At 70.4% G+C, this 19,014-nt stretch carries 16 protein-coding genes and 1 pseudogene; 9 read left to right on the top strand and 8 right to left on the bottom strand.

Annotated elements, in window-relative coordinates:
• Positions 1–192: 192 nt before the first annotated feature.
• From Q664_RS11285 to Q664_RS11295, 3 genes are all read right to left on the bottom strand, one after another.
• The gene (locus Q664_RS11285) at positions 193–1,266 is read right to left on the bottom strand and encodes an enoyl-CoA hydratase/isomerase family protein (protein WP_043393484.1); all 1,074 of its coding nucleotides are present in this window, start codon (positions 1,264–1,266) and stop codon (positions 193–195) included.
• Between the two features lie 99 nt (positions 1,267–1,365).
• The gene (locus tag Q664_RS11290; RefSeq protein WP_043393443.1) at positions 1,366–1,800 is read right to left on the bottom strand and encodes a PaaI family thioesterase; all 435 of its coding nucleotides are present in this window, start codon (positions 1,798–1,800) and stop codon (positions 1,366–1,368) included.
• Between the two features lie 99 nt (positions 1,801–1,899).
• Complete coding sequence (locus Q664_RS11295; protein WP_200883688.1) at positions 1,900–2,967, bottom strand: branched-chain amino acid aminotransferase; 1,068 nt, start codon at positions 2,965–2,967, stop codon at positions 1,900–1,902.
• 124 nt (positions 2,968–3,091) lie between these two features.
• Between Q664_RS11295 and Q664_RS11300 the strand changes: the two genes are divergently transcribed.
• Both Q664_RS11300 and Q664_RS11305 read left to right on the top strand, forming a co-directional pair.
• Positions 3,092–4,483, top strand: coding sequence for an aminotransferase-like domain-containing protein (locus Q664_RS11300; RefSeq protein ID WP_235216655.1), 1,392 nt, complete (start codon positions 3,092–3,094; stop codon positions 4,481–4,483).
• Between the two features lie 17 nt (positions 4,484–4,500).
• Positions 4,501–4,797 (top strand): hypothetical protein, encoded by a 297-nt coding sequence (locus Q664_RS11305; RefSeq protein WP_152622033.1) that lies wholly within the window; start codon positions 4,501–4,503, stop codon positions 4,795–4,797.
• On the opposite strand, the gene Q664_RS51930 is transcribed toward Q664_RS11305, so the two are convergent.
• On the bottom strand, positions 4,748–5,218 hold the full coding sequence (locus Q664_RS51930; RefSeq protein ID WP_152622034.1) for a hypothetical protein: 471 nt from the start codon (positions 5,216–5,218) through the stop codon (positions 4,748–4,750). The genes Q664_RS11305 and Q664_RS51930 overlap by 50 nt on opposite strands.
• Before the next feature lie 357 nt (positions 5,219–5,575).
• Between Q664_RS51930 and Q664_RS11315 the strand changes: the two genes are divergently transcribed.
• The gene (locus tag Q664_RS11315) at positions 5,576–6,805 is read left to right on the top strand and encodes a hypothetical protein (RefSeq protein WP_152622035.1); all 1,230 of its coding nucleotides are present in this window, start codon (positions 5,576–5,578) and stop codon (positions 6,803–6,805) included.
• 15 nt (positions 6,806–6,820) lie between these two features.
• Here the strand turns inward: Q664_RS11315 and Q664_RS11320 are convergent, their stop codons facing one another.
• Complete coding sequence (locus tag Q664_RS11320) at positions 6,821–9,046, bottom strand: coiled-coil domain-containing protein (RefSeq protein ID WP_043393454.1); 2,226 nt, start codon at positions 9,044–9,046, stop codon at positions 6,821–6,823.
• A gap of 75 nt (positions 9,047–9,121) precedes the next feature.
• Positions 9,122–10,063: a heme-dependent oxidative N-demethylase family protein gene (locus Q664_RS11325; RefSeq protein WP_043393458.1), complete on the bottom strand. Its 942-nt coding sequence runs from the start codon at positions 10,061–10,063 to the stop codon at positions 9,122–9,124.
• 280 nt (positions 10,064–10,343) lie between these two features.
• Here Q664_RS11325 and Q664_RS11330 point away from each other — a divergent pair, with 280 nt between their 5' ends.
• Together Q664_RS11330 and Q664_RS11335 are read left to right on the top strand one after the other, a co-directional pair.
• A complete protein-coding gene (locus tag Q664_RS11330) occupies positions 10,344–11,495 on the top strand; it encodes a zinc-dependent alcohol dehydrogenase (RefSeq protein ID WP_043393460.1) in 1,152 nt (383 codons plus the stop codon).
• Positions 11,496–11,506: 11 nt separating this feature from the next.
• Positions 11,507–11,932, top strand: a complete 426-nt coding sequence (locus Q664_RS11335) for a hypothetical protein (RefSeq protein ID WP_052517960.1) — start codon at positions 11,507–11,509, stop codon at positions 11,930–11,932.
• Between the two features lie 25 nt (positions 11,933–11,957).
• Here Q664_RS11335 and Q664_RS57585 read toward each other — a convergent pair whose 3' ends face one another.
• Together Q664_RS57585 and Q664_RS11345 are read right to left on the bottom strand one after the other, a co-directional pair.
• Positions 11,958–12,410: a hypothetical protein gene (locus Q664_RS57585; protein ID WP_152622036.1), complete on the bottom strand. Its 453-nt coding sequence runs from the start codon at positions 12,408–12,410 to the stop codon at positions 11,958–11,960.
• Between the two features lie 188 nt (positions 12,411–12,598).
• Positions 12,599–13,036 (bottom strand): hypothetical protein, encoded by a 438-nt coding sequence (locus Q664_RS11345; protein WP_043393465.1) that lies wholly within the window; start codon positions 13,034–13,036, stop codon positions 12,599–12,601.
• 268 nt (positions 13,037–13,304) lie between these two features.
• Here Q664_RS11345 and Q664_RS11350 point away from each other — a divergent pair, with 268 nt between their 5' ends.
• The 4 genes and pseudogenes from Q664_RS11350 to Q664_RS62900 form a co-directional block, all read left to right on the top strand.
• Positions 13,305–14,024 (top strand): CHAP domain-containing protein, encoded by a 720-nt coding sequence (locus Q664_RS11350; protein WP_235216656.1) that lies wholly within the window; start codon positions 13,305–13,307, stop codon positions 14,022–14,024.
• A gap of 150 nt (positions 14,025–14,174) precedes the next feature.
• A complete protein-coding gene (locus Q664_RS62115) occupies positions 14,175–16,811 on the top strand; it encodes a sensor histidine kinase (RefSeq protein ID WP_152622037.1) in 2,637 nt (878 codons plus the stop codon).
• Entirely contained in the window at positions 16,808–17,944 is a 1,137-nt protein-coding gene (locus tag Q664_RS11360) for an aminotransferase class V-fold PLP-dependent enzyme (RefSeq protein WP_084609748.1), read from the top strand. The genes Q664_RS62115 and Q664_RS11360 overlap by 4 nt, the downstream gene beginning before the upstream one ends.
• Before the next feature lie 85 nt (positions 17,945–18,029).
• A pseudogene (locus tag Q664_RS62900) lies at positions 18,030–18,845 on the top strand (toll/interleukin-1 receptor domain-containing protein); the annotation flags it as partial.
• Positions 18,846–19,014 lie beyond the last annotated feature (169 nt).

A 19,014-nucleotide genomic window follows, 5' to 3' on the forward strand; every position in this document is an offset into this window, starting at 1 on the left:
TATCCGGGCCCGTTCTTCAACCCGTGGGCCTCAGTGTGGACAGAGGGTTCAACCCGGGATGCGTGGCACCCTCACCCCGTCCCTCTCCCGGAGGGCGAGGGGAAATGGCCGCGAGGGTCAGCTCATGTGCTCAGGGGCACTCGTTCACGGAATGTGCTCAGGGGCACTCGTTCGCGGACCTTCCCGCTGGACTCAGGAAAGGACGAGGTCCCGCGCGCCGAGCGGCGCGAAGCACGCCTCCACGTCGGACTCGCGCACCCCGGCGAGCGTGGACGGGTTCCACGTGGGCTTGTTGTCCTTGTCCACGAGCACCGCGCGGATGCCCTCGCGGAAGTCCGGCAGCGCCGTGACGTGCTGGCTCAGCCGGTACTCCACGGTGACGACTTCGTCGTACGGCTTGCCCCGGCACAGCCTCAGTTGACGCAGTGTCACCTTCAGGCTCGTGGGCGACATGCGCCCCAGCGTGGCCCGCGTCTCCTGGGCCCACGGCGTGCCCTCGGCCTCCAGTGCCGCGAGGATCTCCTCCACGCTGTCCTTCGCGAAGCACCGGTCGATGACCTCCGCGTGCGCGCCCAGGGTCGAAGGCCCCGGCTCGGACGCGAAGCCATTCAGCACCCGCGTGGCCACCTGGCGCGCCTCGCTCGTGCTCCAGTCCGCCGCCGCGAGCGCCTCGACCACGGCCTCCAGCTTGTCGTGTGTCACGTGCTGCGTCCCGTACCCGAGCCACATCGCATCCGCGGCGTTGCACCGGTTGCCCGTGAGTCCCAGGTACGTGCCCGACTCGCCCGGGAAGCGCGGGAGGAACCAGCCACCGCCCACATCGGGGAACAGGCCGATCGCCGTCTCCGGCATGGCCAGCACCAGCCGCTCGGTGACGACACGGTGCGAGCCGTGCACGGACAGCCCCAGCCCTCCGCCCATGCTGATGCCGTCCACGAGCGCGATGTACGGCTTGGGGTAATGGTGGATGAGGTGGTTGAGCCGGTACTCCTCGAGGAAGAAGGCGCGCGAGAGCGCTTCCTGTCCCTCGGGAGCGGGCGTACCCAGCGACAGCGCCACGGCGCGCACGTCACCGCCCGCGCAGAAGGCCCGGCCCCCGGCGCCGCGGATGACGACGGCCTTCACCTGGCTGTCCTTCGCCCACGCCTCGAGCGCCGGGTGCAGCGCGCGAATCATCCCCAGGTCGAGCGCGTTGAGCGCCTTGGGGCGGTTGAGCGTCACCAGGCCCACCGGCCCGCGCGTCTCCAGCAGCACATCCGTGTTCATGGCCGCGCCATAGCAGAACACGCACGGCCCGTCCTCCGGTGGCACTCGTTCCAGACTTGTCCGACTGTTGGACAAGTTCGTGAGCACCGTGCCCGGACCTCAGCGCTTGCGCGGCAGCACCGCCAGCGTCACCGTGGCCTTCGACACGAGCGTCTCCTCGCCCCGGGCCACCGCGAATACCTCGGACTCCACCACCGACAGCGTGCGCCCCGCGCGCAGCACCTGGGCCCGGCACCGCAGCTCCTCGCCCACCGCCGCCTGCAGCAGGTTCATGGTGAAGCCCGTGGTCAGCACCAGCTGGTCCGCGGCGATCAGCGAGCCCGCCGCCGCGCCCGCGGTGTGGTCCGCCATCGTCGCCTGCACGCCCATGTGGATGACACTGTCCTGCTGCAGGTGCCTCGGCTTCACCGCCAGCCGTGTCGCCACCCGTCCCGGCGTGATGCTCACCAGCTCGTAGCCCACGTCCATGACGAACGCCGCCTGGCGGAAGAGCTCCGCGACCTGCTGGGCGTACTCGGGATTCCTCGGCTGCATCGGTGACCTCTCACGTGGGGGTCTCCACCCTGCTGCCCGGCGCGGGACCCGGGGGCTCTCGCCTCCCCGGGTCCTCACGTTACTACCGCACGGCCTGGACTACTTGATGAGCGTCATCCAACCGTGGCGGTCCGGATGCGTGCCGTACTGGATGCCCGTGAGCGTGTCGTACAGGCGCTGGGACACCTCGCCCACCTTGCCGTCGCCGATCACCAGCTGGCCCTCGCGGAAGCCCAGCGCGCCCACCGGCGAAATCACCGCCGCCGTGCCCGTGCCGAACACCTCGCGCAGCTCGCCCTTCTTGTGCGCCTCGCGCAGCTCGTCCACCGACAGCTTGCGCTCGCTCACCTTCATGCCCCAGTCGCGCAGCAGCGTCAGCGCGCTCTCGCGGGTGATGCCGGGCAGGAACGTGCCATCCAGCGGCGGGGTGATGACCTCATCCCCGATGCGCACGAAGAGGTTCATCGTGCCCACCTCCTCGATGTACCGGTGCTCGGCCGCGTCCAGCCACAGCACCTGCGCGTAGCCCCGCTTCTTGGCCTCCATCGACGCCTGCAGGCCCGCCGCGTAGTTGGCCGCCGCCTTCGCGCCGCCCAGGCCGCCCTTGGCCGCGCGCGTGTGCTGCTGCTCCACCCAGATGCGCACCGGCTCGGCGCCTCCGGAGAAGTAGCTGCCCACCGGGCTCAGGATGATGAAGAAGATGTACTTGTCCGCCGGCCTCACCCCGAGGAACGCCTCCGAGGCGATCACCGTCGGCCGCACGTACAGCGCCGTGCCCGGCGCGCCCGGCACCCAGTCCGCCTCCAGCTTCACCAGCGTTTCAATCGCCTCGCGCGCCAGCTCCGGCGGCACCGGCGCCATGGCCAGCCGCTCGGCGCTCGTGTACAGGCGCTTGCAGTGGTCCATGATGCGGAAGGCGCGCAGCTGCCCGTCCTTGCCCCGGAACACCTTCGAGCCGTCGAACACCGCCTGCGCGTAGTGCAGCACCGCCGCGCCCGGGTCCAACCCCAGCGGCCCGTGCGGGAGAATCCGCGCCTGGTGCCACCCGCGCTCTGGCGCGTAGTCCATCCGGAACATGTGGTCGGTGAAGTACTTGCCGAAACCGAGCCCCTCGGACGCGGGCTTGGGCTTCAGGGTGGGGGCGCGTTGGACCTCGATGGGCAACATGCTCGACTCCTCGTTCGCGCTTCCACCCCGTAAAGTCGTGACAATCCAGGGTAGAATCGAGACAATCAGTTACGTTGGCGGCCCTATTCCGTCAAGTGTATCGATTGTCACCATGACAAGTTGGATGCCGGAGCTTCGAGGACGCAATGGCCCCCTGTACCGGGCCATCGCGGACGCTCTCTCGGAGGACATTGACGCGGGGCGTCTGGGTCCGGGGATGCGGCTGCCCACGCACCGGGAGCTGGCCGAGCGTGTGGGGGTCACCGTGGGCACGGTGACGCGTGCGTACGCCGAGGCCGAGAAGCGCGGCCTGGTGAGTGGCGAGGTGGGGCGCGGCACGTACGTGAGGGACCGGGAGGTGCCCGCGCACATGCCCTCGCCGGTGGACCTGGCGCATGACGACTCGCCCGTGGAGCTGGGCATCAACGCCCCGGCGACACCGGAGGGAGACCCGGCCAGCCAGGCGCTGCGCCGCTCGCTGGAGGAACTGGGACGGACGCCGCGGCTATCGGAGCTGCTGGGGTACCAGCCGGCCGCGGGCACCACGGCGCACCGCGTCGCCGGAGCGGCGTGGGCCTCGCGCTTCGGGCTGCGGGCGAAGCCGGAGCAGGTGGTGGTGTGCGCGGGAGGGCACCATGCCATGGAGGTGGCGCTGGCGGCGCTCACCCGGCCGGGAGACACGCTCGCCACCGAGGCGCTCACCTACCCGGGCATCAAGGTGCTGGCACGGCGCTTCCAGTTGCGGCTGCAGGGGGTGGCCCTGGACGCGCACGGCCTGGTGCCCGAGGCCTTCGAGGCGGCGTGCCGGGTGGGGGTGAAGCTGCTCTACACCCAGCCCACATGCCACAACCCGACGGGCGCGGTGCAGCCGGAGGAGCGGCGGCGGAAAATCGCGGAGGTGGCGCGCAAGTACGGGGTGCTGGTGCTGGAGGACGACGCGTACGGGCTGCTGCCGGAGTCGCGGCCGCCACCGCTGGCGAGCTTCCTGCCGGAGTCGAGCTACTTCATCGCCGGGGTGTCCAAGCTGCTCACGCCGGGGCTGCGGATTGGCTACCTGGTGGCGCCGGCCCGGGCGCGGGGCGAGCGGCTGGCCGAGGAGGTGGGGCTGGCCTCGCTGATGACGACGCCGCTGATGGCGGAGGTGCTGGCGCGCTGGGTGGAGGACGGGACGGCGGACGAGCTGGTGGTGCGCCAGCGGCAGGAAGTGGGCGAGCGGCTGGCGTTGGCGCGGGGGCTGCTCGGGCGCGAGCTGCCGAGGGCGGCGCTGGCACCGCTCTACCATTTGTGGCTGGGATTGCCGGAGGGCCGGCGCAGCGAGGAGTTCGTGGCGCAGGCGCGGCGCAGCGGGGTGTCGGTGTCGTCGGCGGAGCTGTTCACCGCGGGGACGGGGCCGGTGCCGGCGGCGGTGCGGGTGTGCATCGGCGCCCCGCGCACGCGCGCGCAGCTGGAGCGGGGCCTGAGGCGGCTGCGCGAGGTGCTCGACGCCGGGCTCGAGCCGCTCGCCGCCATTGTCTGAGCCGGAGGAAGTCGAGCATGGGAACCCGGAGGCCGGGCATGGGGTTCCCGAGCATGGCGAGCCTCCTGCTGGCACCGCCCCTGGGCGCGGTGCTGGGGGCCTTCGGGGGCCACGTCATGATGTCGGGACGTGGCTCCTTCTGGGCGGGACTTGGCGCGCTCCTGTTGGGACTGGCGCCGGGGCTCGAGCTGTCCCTGCCGGAAGGTGGCGTGATGATCCACCTGTTCCTGCTGGTTCCGATGGGCGTGGCCGTGGGCCTGGAGCTCAGCCACGGGGCCCACGAGAGGAAGTCCTCGGCCTCTCGCGGGGGCTGAGCGCGCCCGGTCCGGGTGTCCTCTCGCTCAGGGGCGTGTAGCACCTGCCCTCGTGCACCGCCGTGCCCCGGGGGCAGGGCCACTCGTGCTGGAGCCGTACCCAGCAATGCCCCCGGAACTCCACCGCGGGCGCCTTGCACGGCGGCTTCCGCTGTCCCTGGATGGGCGGAGTCTCCAGCAGCGGGCAGCCGATAAGCATCGGAGCCTCGTACTCCGGGCCGGCCCGCGTGACGGGCTCCAGGAGGGCCGCCGCGGCGACGGTGGGCGCGTGCTTCGGCTCGGAGGGCTCGGGGGGAGGAGGCCAGAGCATCACGGCGCTCCCCGTGAGCGCCGCCATCGCGCGGGCCCAGGTGCCCATGAACATGCCAGGGCGGTGGTGTGCCTTCGTCTCTCCGCCATCCCCTTCCAGTCCGTTCCTCATTCCCATGTCTCCCATGCGGGCGGCTCGTGGCTCGTGGCCCCGGCGGCCGGTTGCCCTGGCTGGTTGCCCCATCAGGCCAGGAGACCCTACCCTACCTGAAATGTCACACCGGTGGCTAGACTGGAAAAGTCACGTGGGGGATGGCTCCCCGCGGACAATCCAGGAGGCGGACGATGGCGGCGAGCCGGTGACCCGTGGGCTGTCGCTCCAGCGGGATGAGCATCTCTCGCGGAGGATGGGCGAAGAGGGGGCAAGGAGCGCGTCTCTCCTCGGAGGAAGGCGTTGGCAGGGCGGTTGCTTCGAGCGGCTCTCCGAAACATTCGCTGGCGTGGTGCCAGGGTTGGGGGAGTCATCGTCATGGGTCGAGGCGTGGGAGCAGGGGTGGGCGCGCAGTGGCTGCTGTGCTGCGTGTGGTGGATGGGGATGGTCATGGGCTGCGGGCCGGTGGAGCCCGCGGAGTTGCGGTGCGCACCCGAGCAGGGTTGGGAGTGCCCCTGGGGCATGCGGTGCGTCGACGGCGTGTGCGCCGAAGAGCCGCGGGAGGAGACATGCACGGTGGGGGCGAAGCGCTCGTGCGAGGAAGGGTGCGCGGGAGTGCAGACGTGCGGAGCGGACGGGACGTGGGGCGCGTGCGAGACGTGCGGGCAGGGGCAGCGGTGCGTGGGGGACCAGTGCGTCTGTGATGCGAGGTCCTGTGCGGACGGCTGCTGCCAGGGGAATACGTGTGTGCCGGGCACGGCGAACGCGTCCTGTGGCAAGGGAGGCGCGGCCTGTGAGAGCTGCTCCGGGCTGTGTGATGCGGCCCGGCGCACCTGTGTGAGCTGCGTGGGGGATGCGCAGTGCGGGGGCCCCACGCCCCGGTGTGACACGGCGACGGGCACGTGTGTCTGTGCGAAGACGGAGCAGTCCGAGAGCCGGTGCACCGACGGGCAGGACAATGACTGTGATGGGCTCGTGGATTGCGCGGACCCGGACTGCGGGGCGAAGACATGCGGGGCCAACGGGAAGGTGTGCTCGGGCGCGAGCTGTGCCTGCCCGGGAGGCGCCACCGAGCTGACGTGTGGGGACGGGAAGGACGACGATTGCGATGGGCTCGTGGACTGCGCGGACCCGGATTGCCAGGGCCGGACGTGCCGCGCGGCGGCGGGCGTGTGCGATCAGGAGGAGGTGTGCACCGCGGGCGTGTGCCCGGCGGACAAGCGCATCGGCAACGACATCGTCTGCCGGCCCTCACGGGGCGTGTGTGATGTCGAGGAGCGGTGCGATGGCCAGGGAGCCGCGTGCCCCGGGGACTGGAAGGTGGCGGCGGGGACGGTGTGCAATGCCTCGGCGGGCGCCTGCGATCCGGCAGAGACGTGTGATGGGGTGAACCCGGTATGCCCGGCGAACAGCCTCCATCCCTCGGGTTACGTCTGCCGCGCGGTGCGGGGGAACTGTGATGTCGCGGAGAAGTGCACGGGCACGAGTACCACGTGTCCCAACGATGCCGTGGACAACAGCCGGTGCGATGACGGGAAGGCGTGCACCACGGACACCTGCGGGACGGATGGCATGTGCAAGTACATCCCGATTGGCGTCTGTTATTGAGGACAGCGCTCCGTCCTACGCCTGCTTGAGCCCCTTGGACAGGACGTCCACCAGGGCATCCACGCTGACGTCGATGGTGAATCCCCAGACGAACACCGCGGCCATGTCCTGGGCGGTGCCGGTGAACTTCTCGGCGAACAGGAAGGAGCCCACCGCGAGGATGCCGATGCCCGCGATGAACGTCCGCGCGGCCCTGGCCCGCAGCAGCGCCTTGAAGGCCAGCGCATGGCCGACGGCCGGGGACACGGGGGCCGCCGGTTGCCGGACCCGCTCGAGCAGGCGGCTCAGGGCCTCGGGGAGCGCACCGAGCAATCCACGCGGGGACTCCGGGAATCTCACCAGCGGGATGGCGGGGACGGTGGGAAGGGCCATCCCGGCGGCGGGCGGTGGCGTGTCGTGCGGGGCGCTGAACGGCTCGCTGAAGGACTCGAGGATCGGCGAGCCGCGCGGGGCCTCCGCCTGCTGGCGTTGGACCACCAGGGCCGCGAGGTCCACGTAGCGCCGCTGGTCGATGAGCTCCCGCGTCGCCTCATCCGGTGTGCCTCCGAGCCGCGCCACCGTCACCTGCTTCAAAACCCGCTCCAGGGGGCGGCTTCGATCGATGAGCCACGCCAGCTCGTCCTCCACCGTGCCGTTGCGCGGGCGGGACCACTCCTGGAGCTCCTGCTCCAGGCCACCCAGGGGCACGCCTCCCGCGTCGAACACGTCCCGCACGCCGTAGAGGATCCGCAGCAGCTGGGCACGGAGCTGCGGCTCGGTGTTGATCAGCATCGTGCGCGCATCGTGGGCACCCGAGAGCACGGCACGCAGCTCGAGCTGGGCCGCGTCCAGGGGAATCTGCCTCAAGGCGTCGTGGAGGTGTTCTATCTGCGTGGAGAGGGTCTTCTGGTCCTCCTCCCGCAGTGGCAACGGCGCATCATCGAAGCGCGCGAGCTGGGTGTCCACGGCGCCCCGCCAGGTCCGGAGCTTCTCCCGGAGCTCCTGGGCGAGCGACGCGAGCTGGCTCTTGAGCTGCTGATCCGCCACCGCCACGGAGTTGGACTCGAGCAGCTTCCGGCTGGCGCCGAGTGCCTCGCGCGCCTTTCCCATCGCTTCCTGGGTGGAGGCCGGGAGCGACCAGGCGACGGAGAGGAGCTGTTCCGCCTCGGCGAGCCGGACCTGTGCCTCGGTCTGCCGCTTGTCGAACTCCGCGCGGGCCGCCTCGAACCGCTGCTCCACCTGGGGGAGCTGCTCGGAGAGGCCCTTCACGTCCAGCGTCTGCAATTGCGCGAGCGGCGCGTCCACCTCCGCCAGCGACGCGAGGTAGAGCGGATCCGGCCGCAGGCGCCGCTCCTCCTCGAGCTTCAACCGGAGCGCCTCCGCGGCCACGCGCTTCTCGTTCAGCTCCACCTGGTACTTGAGCCAGGTGCGCAGCAGGTAGCCCGTCAGCAGGCCCAGCACGAGCAGGAGGGGAACCCAGAGCACCGTCCTGCGGGTGCGCACCTCGTACGTGACGGTGAGCGGCGTCTGGAGTTGGGGCGAGAGCAGCTCCACGGTGCCCTTCGCGGTGCCCACCGGGAAGTCCCCGCTCGCCTTGTAGGGGATGTCGGCGGAGCCTCCCGGCGGGATGACCACCGGGACGAGCGGCGTGCCGGGGACCGTGTCGAAGCGCAGGTTCCCGGTGATCGTGGTGTCTCCCGAGGTGGCCGCGGTGACGGGCTGGATGGAGAGGTTCGTCACGCGCGAGCGCCCGCTGGTCTCCGAGAGCGTGAAGAGGCCCGGAGTGTCCTCGCGGCCGTTGAACAGGCCGATGACCCGCTCCACCAGCGGCGTGGCCTGAGCTCGGAGCCTGGCCTCGGGGACGAGCACCTGGAGCTTGAGGAATTGCTGCTCCTGCCCCTGCCGCAGGGAGAGCTGCACGTCATAGGTGCCGGGCTGTGGCAGCTTCGCGAGCTCGACCTTCAGCGAGATGCCGGGGTGCTGCCCCGGAGCGGACTCGGAGAGGGTGGCGGTGAAGGCCTCGCGCAGCGAGTTGTCGTGCCAGTCCCCGAGCCCCACGTCGATGGGCTTCTGGCCGACGTCCAGTCCCTCCAGGGTGCCGCCCGGGGGCGCGGCGAGGGCGATCCACAGCGTCCGCACGTCCGCGTCCACCTTCACCGAGTAGACCCGGCCCGCGGGCAGCTCCACCAGGTCCCTGGCGAGGGCGGGGGCCGCGAGCCACAGCGTGAGGCACAGGGGAAGCAGGCCCGTCGTCCGTCTCATGGCGCTCCTTCGAGCAGGATGCCGGAGTATTCGCTCGTCTACGGCGCGACGGAAAGCCTTGTCCGCGCGCCACCGTCAGGAGTTGACGGCGCGGGGAACGGGCTCGGCGTCGAGCCAGGCCAGGAGCGGCGCGAGGAACGGGGTGAGCCGCTTGTAGGTGCTCGTGTCGGCGGGCACGGTGCGCAGCACGTTGGCGAGCCGGCGGCGGCGCGCGGGGTCCTCCACCTCGGTGGCCACCGGGGCCTGGTAGGTGTGGATGGTGAAGAGGATGGCGCCCGTGCGCGGCATCAACGAGAGCGTCTGCCGCTCCAGCCGTAGGAAGCACCGCTCCCCCGCGTTGGCCGCGGTGATGCCCTCGAAGAGGTGCCGCCACTCGGGGAAGCTCCAGGGCTCGAGGTCCATCCGGTCCGTGACGGTGATGGCCCAGTTGCAGCGGGTGACGGTGCGCCCGGGCTTGAGGCCCTCCATCAGCCGCGTGGTGGCCGTGCCCAGCTTCTCGCCGAAGCCCGGCACCGGCGCGTGGATGTCGAGCAGCGAGCGCCCCATCTTCTCGTCCAGGCTCCACATGGAGGGGAAGCACAGCTGCCCGGCCATCATGGGCAGGCCCTCGCGCGTGCCGTCCATGAGCAACAGGTCCTCTTGCACCTGGCGGCCCAGCCAGTCCAGCGGGGCGAGCGGCAGGCTGCTCGCGTCCCCCGGGACGAAGCGCGTCTCGGTGCCGAGCAGGAGGTTGCGCCAGTGCCAGCGTCCGCCCTCCACCTCCAGGGCGAAGTACTGGGGGAGCTGGCGCGCCATGAGGGGCAGCAGCTCCGTCACCGTCTCCCATTGCTGGGGCTCGGTGCCGGGCAAGGCCTGGAAGCGGGCGCGGAGGTTGGCGGAGAGGTGGGCCTGTTTGAGCGCGAGCTCCCGGGCGTAGTGTGGCTCGTCGACCTCGATGAGGGACTCACCGGGCCGCAGCGCGCGCACGCCGAGCGTCATCGCGTAGCTGTCCTGCTCGAAGGGGAAGTAGGGCAACACGTGGTGGCTCTCCAGGTTCCGATTGTACGGCCCGGGCTCTTCCCGGGAACAGCCATTCCCAGGCGCCGGAGCGAATCATTGAACGGATGGAGCTTCCCTGCGTGCCAGCGCCGCGGCGCGCAAGCGGGCGGCCGGGCAGGGGAGCCCTCTGGTGGCCGTTGCTGGGACGGAGCGGGCTGCGGGGCGCGATCGCACCCGGGCGCTCACTCGCGGGGGGGGTGCGTAGCTTGTCCGGTGCATCGCCGTGGGCTGAGGGACGGCGACGGGAGGGAAGCGGACAATGCAAGCCATGATCTACGAAGGGCCCTACCGCGTGGCGGTGGGGACGAAGCCGGACCCGGTCATCCTCCACCCCAACGACGCCATCATCCGGGTGACGCGCTCGGCCATCTGCGGCTCGGACCTGCACCTGCTGCACGGCTTCATCACGGACACGCGCGTGGGGTGCACGTTCGGCCACGAGTTCGCCGGCGTGGTGGAGGAGGTGGGCACCTCGGTGCGCACGCTCAAGCCGGGGGACCGGGTGGTGGTGCCCTTCAACATCTCGTGTGGCACGTGCTTCTACTGCCAGCGAGGGCTGACGGCGTGCTGCGAGAACACCAACCCCAACAGCGAGATGGCCTCGGGGGTGTATGGGTATTCGCACACCACGGGCGGCTACGAGGGAGGCCAGGCGCAGTACGTGCGCGTGCCCTTCGCGGACGTGGGGCCCATGAAGATTCCGGACGACATGGACGAGGAGGAGGTGCTCTTCCTCAGTGACATCCTGCCCACGGGCTACCAGGGGGCGGAGATGGGCAACATCCAGCCGGGGGACACGGTGGTGGTGTTCGGCGCGGGCCCGGTGGGCATGTTCGCCATGAAGTCGGCGTGGCTCTTGGGAGCGGGCCGGGTCATCGCGGTGGACAGCCTGGAGTACCGGCTGGAGTTCGCGCGCGAGTACGCGCAGGTGGAGACGCTCAACTTCAAGGACGAGGAGAACATCGTCGCCACCTTGAAGGAGCTGACGAAGGGGCGAGGGCCGGACGTGTGCATCGACGCGGTGGGCCTGGAGGCGGAGGGCTCGGCGATGCACAGCATCCTGGGGGTGAAGCTGAAGCTGGAGGCGGGCTCGCCCACGGCCATCAACTGGGCGATTCAGTCGGCGCGCAAGGGCGGGACGGTGTCCATCATCGGAGTGTACGGGCCGCCGTGGAACATGGTGGCGATCGGCACGGCGATGAACAAGGGACTGACGCTGCGGATGGGCCAGTGCAACGTGAAGCGCTACATGCCGCACCTGCTGGAGCACATCCGGGCGGGGCGCATCGACGCGAAGGGAATCATCACGCACCGGTTCCCGCTGGCGGAGCTTCCGCGGGCGTACGAGCTCTTCGAGAAGAAGCGGGATGGGTGCATCAAGTGCGTGCTGTTGCCGCACGGGCATGCGTGAGGAGACACGGGATGGCTGAGCAAGAGATGACGACGGCCGAGCAGGTGCACGCGGACATTCCGGGCTGGGGCGTGGACGGAGACCCGGGGAGCCGGCCCGGAGTGCCCATGTTGTTGAAGCCGGAGCGGCGCGGGGGAGCGCATTGGGAGAGGCCGGAGCGCCAGCCGCCGCCGGACTTCCCGGTGCTCAAGAGGGCGGAGCTGGACGAGCTGACGCCGGCGTTCGGCACGGCGGCGCCGCCGAAGGGACTGAGCGGGGTGCTGCGGCGGGTGGCGTATGCGATTCCGGAGAACCGGGTGCGGCACGTGATGCTGCTGTTGATGGCGGACCGGGTGGACGTGATGGAGTCGCGGCTGCTGCGCAGTCCGGCGAAGTCACTGGGCACGGTGCTGGGCCTGGTGGGCGGCGGCTGGCTGCTGGGCAAGCTGCGCACGTAGCGTTTCGAAGTGGCTGGATGATGCTTCAGGGTCCTCCAGCCACGGCGAAATCGCCGTACACTCTCAGACCCGCCTGTTCATAGAGGGATGCGAGGGGTTCCAATCTGGAGCGCTCCTTTGTCCAGGGTTGGAGATCTCCATCGAGAGTACAAAAGGACAGCTCGAAATTCGGGTCTCCGCCATGCAGCTCGCGCAGTGTACGAGCCTTGACCAGGACTGCGGCCAGGATGGCTTCGTCGAAGGGTTTCAGTCCGCTGGGACCCGTGGCTCTCAGCTGGATGGCGCACTCGAGCATGTCCTCGGATAGCGCGAAGGCCTCTACCCCGGGAGCATTCCGTACTGCCTCCAATGTGTCATGGAGCTTACGGAGTTCATGGCTGACGATCGCTCCATAGAGTTCGAGTGCCTGGGTGACGAGCTCGGCGTGTTCAGCCGGTAGCCTGTCCCCGAGGCGGGCGGTCCGCAGGAACTTCTTCATCTCCACGGGGATTCGGGGTTGGCACTTCCTCAGGATGGCGTCCGCTCCCTCTCGCAGACAGATGGCGGGGAGGTGGAGCCGCAACTCGCCATTTCGTGCCTTCTGGAGAAGGCGGGTGGCTGCTGGTTCCCGAAGATGCTCAGGCGAGCAACTCGAGTAGACCCAGTTGCTTTCGACGAGGAGGTGCCTCATCGGAAGCCGGTCACCGTCACTTCGGCATCCACCATGGCCGGGAGGAGATGGTCCTCGACCCGAGCCATCTCGCCCACGCGGTGCCGTGGAAGGCCCGGGTGCCGCACCATGGTTTCGAGCCACCGCCTCACGGCTCCCTCCAACTCCACTTCGTTCTCGCTGATGCCACGAGTCCCAATGAGCACAGGAGTCTCCACAACCGCGAGCTCCCGGATGGAGTCCGGGTTGTCGGACCAGGTCTCCTGGTAGACGTGGGTCTTCCTGGGAGTGACCAGCAATCCGAGCGGACAGGCCACTGCGCTCATGTAGTCCCGGAGTTGTCGTGCGGCTTTGTCCAGGTCGACCTGACCCACCGTGACCTCGACGGCGAGACGGACATCGGGGCGATCGTTCGCACGAACGATGACATCGGGGCTGAACACGGCTGCTCCCATGGGCGGTCCTCCAGCGCGCCCATCATATCTAACCACCTGAGAGGGTACGTGCATCGGTTGGCTCCCACAGTCGAATATCCCTAGGAAAACCCTACTTCTAAAGTCATGTCAACAGTCGCCGCCTTCTGTCTTTCGTGTGTCGGGTCCACTCACGCCCACGCTCACGCACCCACCCGCGAGCCGTAGTCTGGTGAACAGGCAGGCGGATGTGGGCGGAGTCCTGGCGCCTCGCGAGTGAATGCGCCGGGCGGTACGCTCGTCTGCCCGCATGATGCTTCGCAAGCTCCTGCTGCCATTGATGCTCGCGGTGCTCGGCTCGGCTCCGGCCGTGGCCGCACCTCGTGGACCGGTGAAGCCCGCGGCGAAGTCGAAGAAGGCCACGGCCTCCACCTCCACACCCTCGCGCACCCGTGCCCCCACGAAGCCCGTGGTGAAGGCCACGCCCGCCAAGAAGAAGCGGCCCGCGGCTCCTCCGCCCAAGGGACGCCGTGTGGCCACCCGCGCCGGGAAGCTCGTGGGCGCCTCGCTGTCCGCGTACCGCGTCCCGGACGATTGCTCCGGGCTGGTGCGCGCCGCCTACCAGGCCGTGGGCATCGAGCTGCTCTCCCACGGCACGCTGCCCGGGGAGAACGCGGTGAGCGCCATCCACCGGCGCGCTCAGCGCGCGGGCGCCCTGCACAAGCGCGCGCCGAAGCCCGGGGACATCGTCTTCTTCCGCGAAACCTATGACCGCAACCGGGACGGGCAGCGCAACGACGGGCTCACGCACGTGGGCGTCATCGAGTCGGTTGAGCGCGACGGCACGGTGGTCTTCGTTCACCGAGGGGGCAGTGGGGTGAAGCGCGCGCGGATGAACCTGCGCTTCCCGGGCAAGCGCGAGCAGGGCGGGCGCGTGTTGAACGACTACATCCGCCGGGCCGAGGGCGGTGAGCGCGCGAGATTCGCCAGCGAGCTCTTCAGCGGCTACGCCTCGGTGTCGCGGCTGTAGCGGGTGCCTCGTCCCACGGGTTGAAAGCGTGCACCCGGCCGGGGGCCCGAGCCCTCCACCGTTCCGCCTGCCGAACCACCATCCCCCAGGGCAGGAGGAAGCAACGGCGCGGGCGCTGTTGAACGTGTAGACTTCGCCTCTGGGGTACGGGTGAGCGACACGCGGCCGCACAGTGCGCGACGGACGATGGAGCGGTTGCTGCGCCTCCAGAAGGTGACGAGCAAGCTGTCGCAGGCGCTCACGCCCGAGCAGGTGGCCCACGTCATCGTCCAGCAGGCGGGGCCGGCGATGGACGCGGCCGACTGCTCCATCTTCCTGCTGGAGGAGCCCGGGGTGCTGCGGCTCGTGCAGTGGGTGGGGATGTCCCGGAGGGAGCTCGAGCCGTGGACCTCCGTGACCCTGGACGTGCCGCTGCCCGTCACCGATGCGGTGCGCCTGGGCGAGCCGGTGTGGCTGGAGTCGCGGGAGGCCGTGCTCGAGCGCTACCCGGCGATGGGCCGCCTGCCCTTGAGCCACGGGCGTGCCTGGGCCAGCCTGCCGCTGGAGGTGGAGGGGCGGGTGCTGGGCGTGTTGACGCTCGGCTTCGAGCGGGAGCGGGGCTTCGCGGAGGAGGACAGGGACTTCGCCCGCCTCGTCTCGCGGCAGTGCGCGCAGGCGCTGGAGCGCGCCCACCTCTACTCCCGTGAGCGCGAGCTGCGTGAGCAGGCCGAGCGGGCCCGGGCCGAGGCCGAGGCGCACCGCCGCCAGTTGGAGCAGGAGCACCTGCGTCTCCAGGCCGTGCTGCAACAGCTGCCCCAGGCCGTCATCCTCGCCGAGGCTCCGGAGGGCCGGCTGGTGATGGGCAACGCGCAGGCGGCGCGGCTCCACGGAGAGTCCGTGCCCGCCGACTGGAGCAAGGAGCAGTACACGACCGCCAGGACCGGCTTCCATCCGGACGGGCGGCCCTACTCCCCGGACGAGTGGCCGCTGGTGCGGGCCCTCACCCGGGGCGAGCTGGTGCGCGGCGAGGTGATGGAGGTGCGGCGTGAGGACGGCTCGCGCTACAGCCTGTCGGTGAGCGCCGGGCCGGTGCGGGACGCCGAGGGCCGGGTGACGGCCGCCGTGGCGCTCATGGAGGACATCACCGAGCGGCTGCGCCTGGAGAAGTCCCTGCGCCAGGGGGAGGCCGTGTTCCGCCGCATCATGGAGTCGGAGATGATGGGGCTGGCCTTCACCGACGAGGACGGGCTCATCCACGAGGCCAACGAGGCCTTCCTGTCGCTCGTCGGGTACAGCCGCGAGGCGATGGAGCGGGGAGCGCTGCGGTGGCAGGTGCTGGTGCCGCCCGAGGGCAAGGAGGCCGGGCGGCGCAAGCAGCGGGAGCTGTGGTCTCGCGGGGTGGTCACCGCGTTCGAGATGGAGCTGGTGCGCGGGGATGGCAGCCGCGTGTCGGTGCTGACGGGCGCGGCGCAGGTGGAGGAGCAGGAGCGCACCCTCAGCTTCGTGTTGGACATGTCGGACCTCAAGCGCGCGGAGGGGGCGGTGCGCTTCCTCGCCACGGCCAGCCGGGTGCTGGGCCAGTCGCTGGAGGTGCCGGATGCCACGCTCCAGCAGGTGGCGGGCCTGGCGAGCGTGTCGGTGGCCTCGTGGTGTGTCATCGACCTGGTGACGCCCGAGGGCGGGCTGCGGCGCGTGGCGGCGGCCCATGAGGACCTCGAGCGGGTGCCTCGGCTGGCGCGGGCCTGGCCCACGCCCTCGATGAGCGACTCCGGGGGCCCGCTGTGGGAGGCCCTGCGCTCGGGCGAGCCGCTGCTCTTCCAGGACTTCCGCGCCGAGACGTGGCGGCGGGTGTCGTCGGGCTTCGTGCCGCTGGAGCAGGTGATGGAGGCGGGGGAGGTGTGCTCGGTGATGGTGGTGCCGCTGCGCTCGCCCGAGGGGGCGTTGGGGCTCGTCACGCTGGGCGCGTGCAAGCCGAGGCGGCCCCATGGAGCGGAGGACCTGTCCCTGGGGCAGGAGCTGGCGCACCGGCTGGCGTCGGCGCTGGAGAGCGCGCGGCTCTTCCTGGAGTCCCAGCGGGCGGTGCGGCTGCGTGACGAGTTCCTCGCGGTGGCCTCGCACGAGCTGAAGACGCCGCTGACGCCCTTGCGGTTGCAGCTCCAGGGCTTGATGCGGATGGCGGAGCGGAACGGGGGCGAGCCGGTGCCCACCGAGCGGATTCTCCGGGTGGTGCGGGGCTGCGAGTCGCAGGTGCGCAAGCTGGCGGGGCTGGTGAATGACTTGCTGGACGTGGCGAAGCTGGCACAGGGCCGGTTGCCGCTGCACCTGGAGGAGGTGGACCTGGGGGCGGTGGCGCGGGAGGTGCTCGAGCAGCTGTCGGCCGAGGCGGCGCGGGCGGGCTGCCGGATGGAGCTGATGGACCGGGAGCGGGTGGTGGGGCGGTGGGACCGGCTGCGGCTGGAGCAGGTGGTGACGAACCTGCTGACCAACGCGCTCAAGTACGGGGCGGGCCGGCCGGTTCACGTGCACGTGGGGTGGGCGCACGGGCTGGCGAGGCTGTCGGTGCGGGACGAGGGCATCGGCATCGCGCCGGAGCACCGGGGCCGCATCTTCGGCAAGTTCGAGCGCGCGGTGTCCGAGCGCCACTACGGTGGGCTGGGGCTGGGGCTGCACATCACCTGGCGGATTGTCAGCGCGCTGGGGGGCACCATCGCCGTGGAGAGCGAGGTGGGCCACGGCTCGACGTTCACCGTGGAGTTGCCGCGGGACACCGCGGACGAGGGCGCGCGGGCTATGCTCGCGGAGCCATGATCCTTCCCACCCAGCGCCACCTCTTCGACCTGCCCGACGACGTCACGTGGATCAACTGCGCGTACATGTCCCCGCAGCTGCACGAGGTGAGCGAGGTGGGGAAGGAAGCGGTGATGCGCAAGTCGAGGCCGTGGTGGGTGCGGCCCGAGGACTTCTTCAACGACTCGGAGGCGCTGCGGAAGCTCTTCGCGCGGCTGGTGGAAGCGGACGCGGAGGGGGTGGCGTTGGTGCCCTCGGCGAGCTACGGGCTGGCGGTGGCGGCGGCGAACGTGCCGGTGAAGGTGGGGCAGCGGCTGCTGGTGCTGGCCGAGGAGTTCCCCTCCAACGTGTACCCGTGGCGCGAGCTGGCGCAGCGGGCGGGAGGGCAGGTGGTGACGGTGCGCCGGCCGGAGGATGGGGACTGGACGCGGGCGCTGCTGGAGGAGGTGGACGAGCGCACGGCGCTGGTGGCGGTGCCGCACTGCCACTGGACGGACGGGGGGCTGGTGGACCTGGTGCGGGTGGGGCAGCGGGTGCGCGAGGTGGGCGCGGCGCTGGCGGTGGACGCGACGCAGTCGCTGGGGGCGCTGCCGTTGAGCGTGGCGGAGGTGAAGCCGGACTTCCTGGTGGCGGCGGGCTACAAGTGGCTGATGGGGCCCTACACCCAGGGCTACCTGTACGTGGCGCCGAGGTTCCGCGAGGGGCAGCCCATCGAGCACAACTGGCTGATGCGCGGAGGGAGCGAGGACTTCGCGCGGCTGGTGGACTACCGGGACGACTTCCAGCCGGGGGCGAGGCGCTTCGACGTGGGGGAGCGCAGCAACTTCGTGCTGGTGCCGATGGCGATGGCGGCGCTGAGGCAGTTGCTCAAGTGGGGCGTGGCGGACGTGCAGGAGTCGCTGCGGGCGCTGACGGAGCGGGTGGCGAAGGGGGCGAGGGCGCTCACGCTGGAGGTGCCGCCCGAGTCACAGCGGGCGGGGCACATGGTGGGGCTGAAGCGGCGGGGAGGTTACGGGCCGGACGTGGCGGCGAAGCTGGCGGCGCGCAAGGTCTTCGTGAGCGTGCGCGGCGATAGCATCCGCGTGTCCCCGCACCTCTATAATACCGAGGCGGATGTAGACCGGCTCCTGGAGGAACTGGACGCGCTCGTGTGAGCCCTGGGATTGCAGGCGGCCGAGGCTCGACGAATTCCAGGTGCTTGCTCGGCGGCTTCCAGGACCGCGCGCTACATTGAGGCGAATGGCCAAGGTCTTCATCTCCCATGTCCGATCCGATCGGACGCCTGCCCGCCGGCTGGCCGCGGCTCTTCGCCAGGCCGGTCACGAGCCGTGGCTGGCCGAAGATGCGCTGCTCGTGGGGGAGTCGCTGTCCGACGCGCTGGCGCGGGGGTTGAAAGATACCGGGACCGTGGTGGTGCTGTTGTCGCGGAACGCGCAGGAGAGCGGCTGGACGAACTTCGAACTCTCACTCATCCGGAGTCACGGTTTCGCACGGGAGCGGCTGTTGCCTGTGAGGCTGGACCGGATTTCCCGGCCAGAGGGCTTCGCGGATTCGCCTCCCATCGACTTGTTTCCCGGTGAAGTCGCCTGGCGCGAAGGTGTGGAGCGGTTGTTGCGTGTCCTTGGAGGCGAGTCTCCAGCCGAGGCGAGGCCCCCTTCTTCGGAGTCATCACCGGACAACCTACCTCCTCGGACGATTCCCTTCGTGGGACGTGAGGCGGACCTCGCGTGGCTGAGGGAGCGGTTGGGCCCGGGACGGTGTGCACTCCTCTGGGGACGGGCGGGGGTGGGGAAGACGTCGCTCGCACTCGAATATGCCGCGCGGCATGCCGCGGACTACCCTGGCGGGCTCTGGTGGGTTCCGGGTCATGAGGGTCCTGAGCGGGCCTTTGCCTGGCTGGCGTGGAATCTCCCTCCCCATCACGTCTCGGGCCTGCTGCGTGATGAGCTGGAATCCCTCGTGGAGGGGATGCATCGTGAGTCCCTCTCGGAAGGCATTGCGCGCGCTGTCGTCCGAGAACTGGAGGAGAGCCCGGAGCCGGTGCTCTTGATTGTCGAGGACATGCGCTCGAGGGAGTGGGCGGAGTGGTGCTCCGCTCGTCATGTGACGGTCCTGGGAACCTGCCGTGGCCAGCCATCCTCGTTGATGGAAGGGATTGCCTCCCGGTGTGTCGGTCCACTTCAGCAGGAGGACACCCGTGAGCTGCTCGAGCGTATGGGGCTAG

The sequence above is a fragment of the Archangium violaceum Cb vi76 genome, assembly GCF_000733295.1.
GTDB classification, from domain to species: domain Bacteria; phylum Myxococcota; class Myxococcia; order Myxococcales; family Myxococcaceae; genus Archangium; species Archangium violaceum.

Coding starts and splice junctions, on each gene's coding strand:
- Q664_RS11335 (WP_052517960.1), top strand. CDS start 11,507: ATGGCTGAGCAAGAGATGACGACGGCCGAGCAGGTGCACGCGGACATT.
- Q664_RS11300 (WP_235216655.1), top strand. CDS start 3,092: ATGCCGGAGCTTCGAGGACGCAATGGCCCCCTGTACCGGGCCATCGCG.
- Q664_RS11295 (WP_200883688.1), bottom strand. CDS start 2,967: ATGTTGCCCATCGAGGTCCAACGCGCCCCCACCCTGAAGCCCAAGCCC.
- Q664_RS11285 (WP_043393484.1), bottom strand. CDS start 1,266: ATGAACACGGATGTGCTGCTGGAGACGCGCGGGCCGGTGGGCCTGGTG.
- Q664_RS51930 (WP_152622034.1), bottom strand. CDS start 5,218: ATGAGGAACGGACTGGAAGGGGATGGCGGAGAGACGAAGGCACACCAC.
- Q664_RS11315 (WP_152622035.1), top strand. CDS start 5,576: ATGGGTCGAGGCGTGGGAGCAGGGGTGGGCGCGCAGTGGCTGCTGTGC.
- Q664_RS11350 (WP_235216656.1), top strand. CDS start 13,305: ATGATGCTTCGCAAGCTCCTGCTGCCATTGATGCTCGCGGTGCTCGGC.
- Q664_RS57585 (WP_152622036.1), bottom strand. CDS start 12,410: ATGAAGAAGTTCCTGCGGACCGCCCGCCTCGGGGACAGGCTACCGGCT.
- Q664_RS11345 (WP_043393465.1), bottom strand. CDS start 13,036: ATGGGAGCAGCCGTGTTCAGCCCCGATGTCATCGTTCGTGCGAACGAT.
- Q664_RS11330 (WP_043393460.1), top strand. CDS start 10,344: ATGCAAGCCATGATCTACGAAGGGCCCTACCGCGTGGCGGTGGGGACG.
- Q664_RS11290 (WP_043393443.1), bottom strand. CDS start 1,800: ATGCAGCCGAGGAATCCCGAGTACGCCCAGCAGGTCGCGGAGCTCTTC.
- Q664_RS11360 (WP_084609748.1), top strand. CDS start 16,808: ATGATCCTTCCCACCCAGCGCCACCTCTTCGACCTGCCCGACGACGTC.
- Q664_RS11320 (WP_043393454.1), bottom strand. CDS start 9,046: ATGAGACGGACGACGGGCCTGCTTCCCCTGTGCCTCACGCTGTGGCTC.
- Q664_RS11305 (WP_152622033.1), top strand. CDS start 4,501: ATGGGAACCCGGAGGCCGGGCATGGGGTTCCCGAGCATGGCGAGCCTC.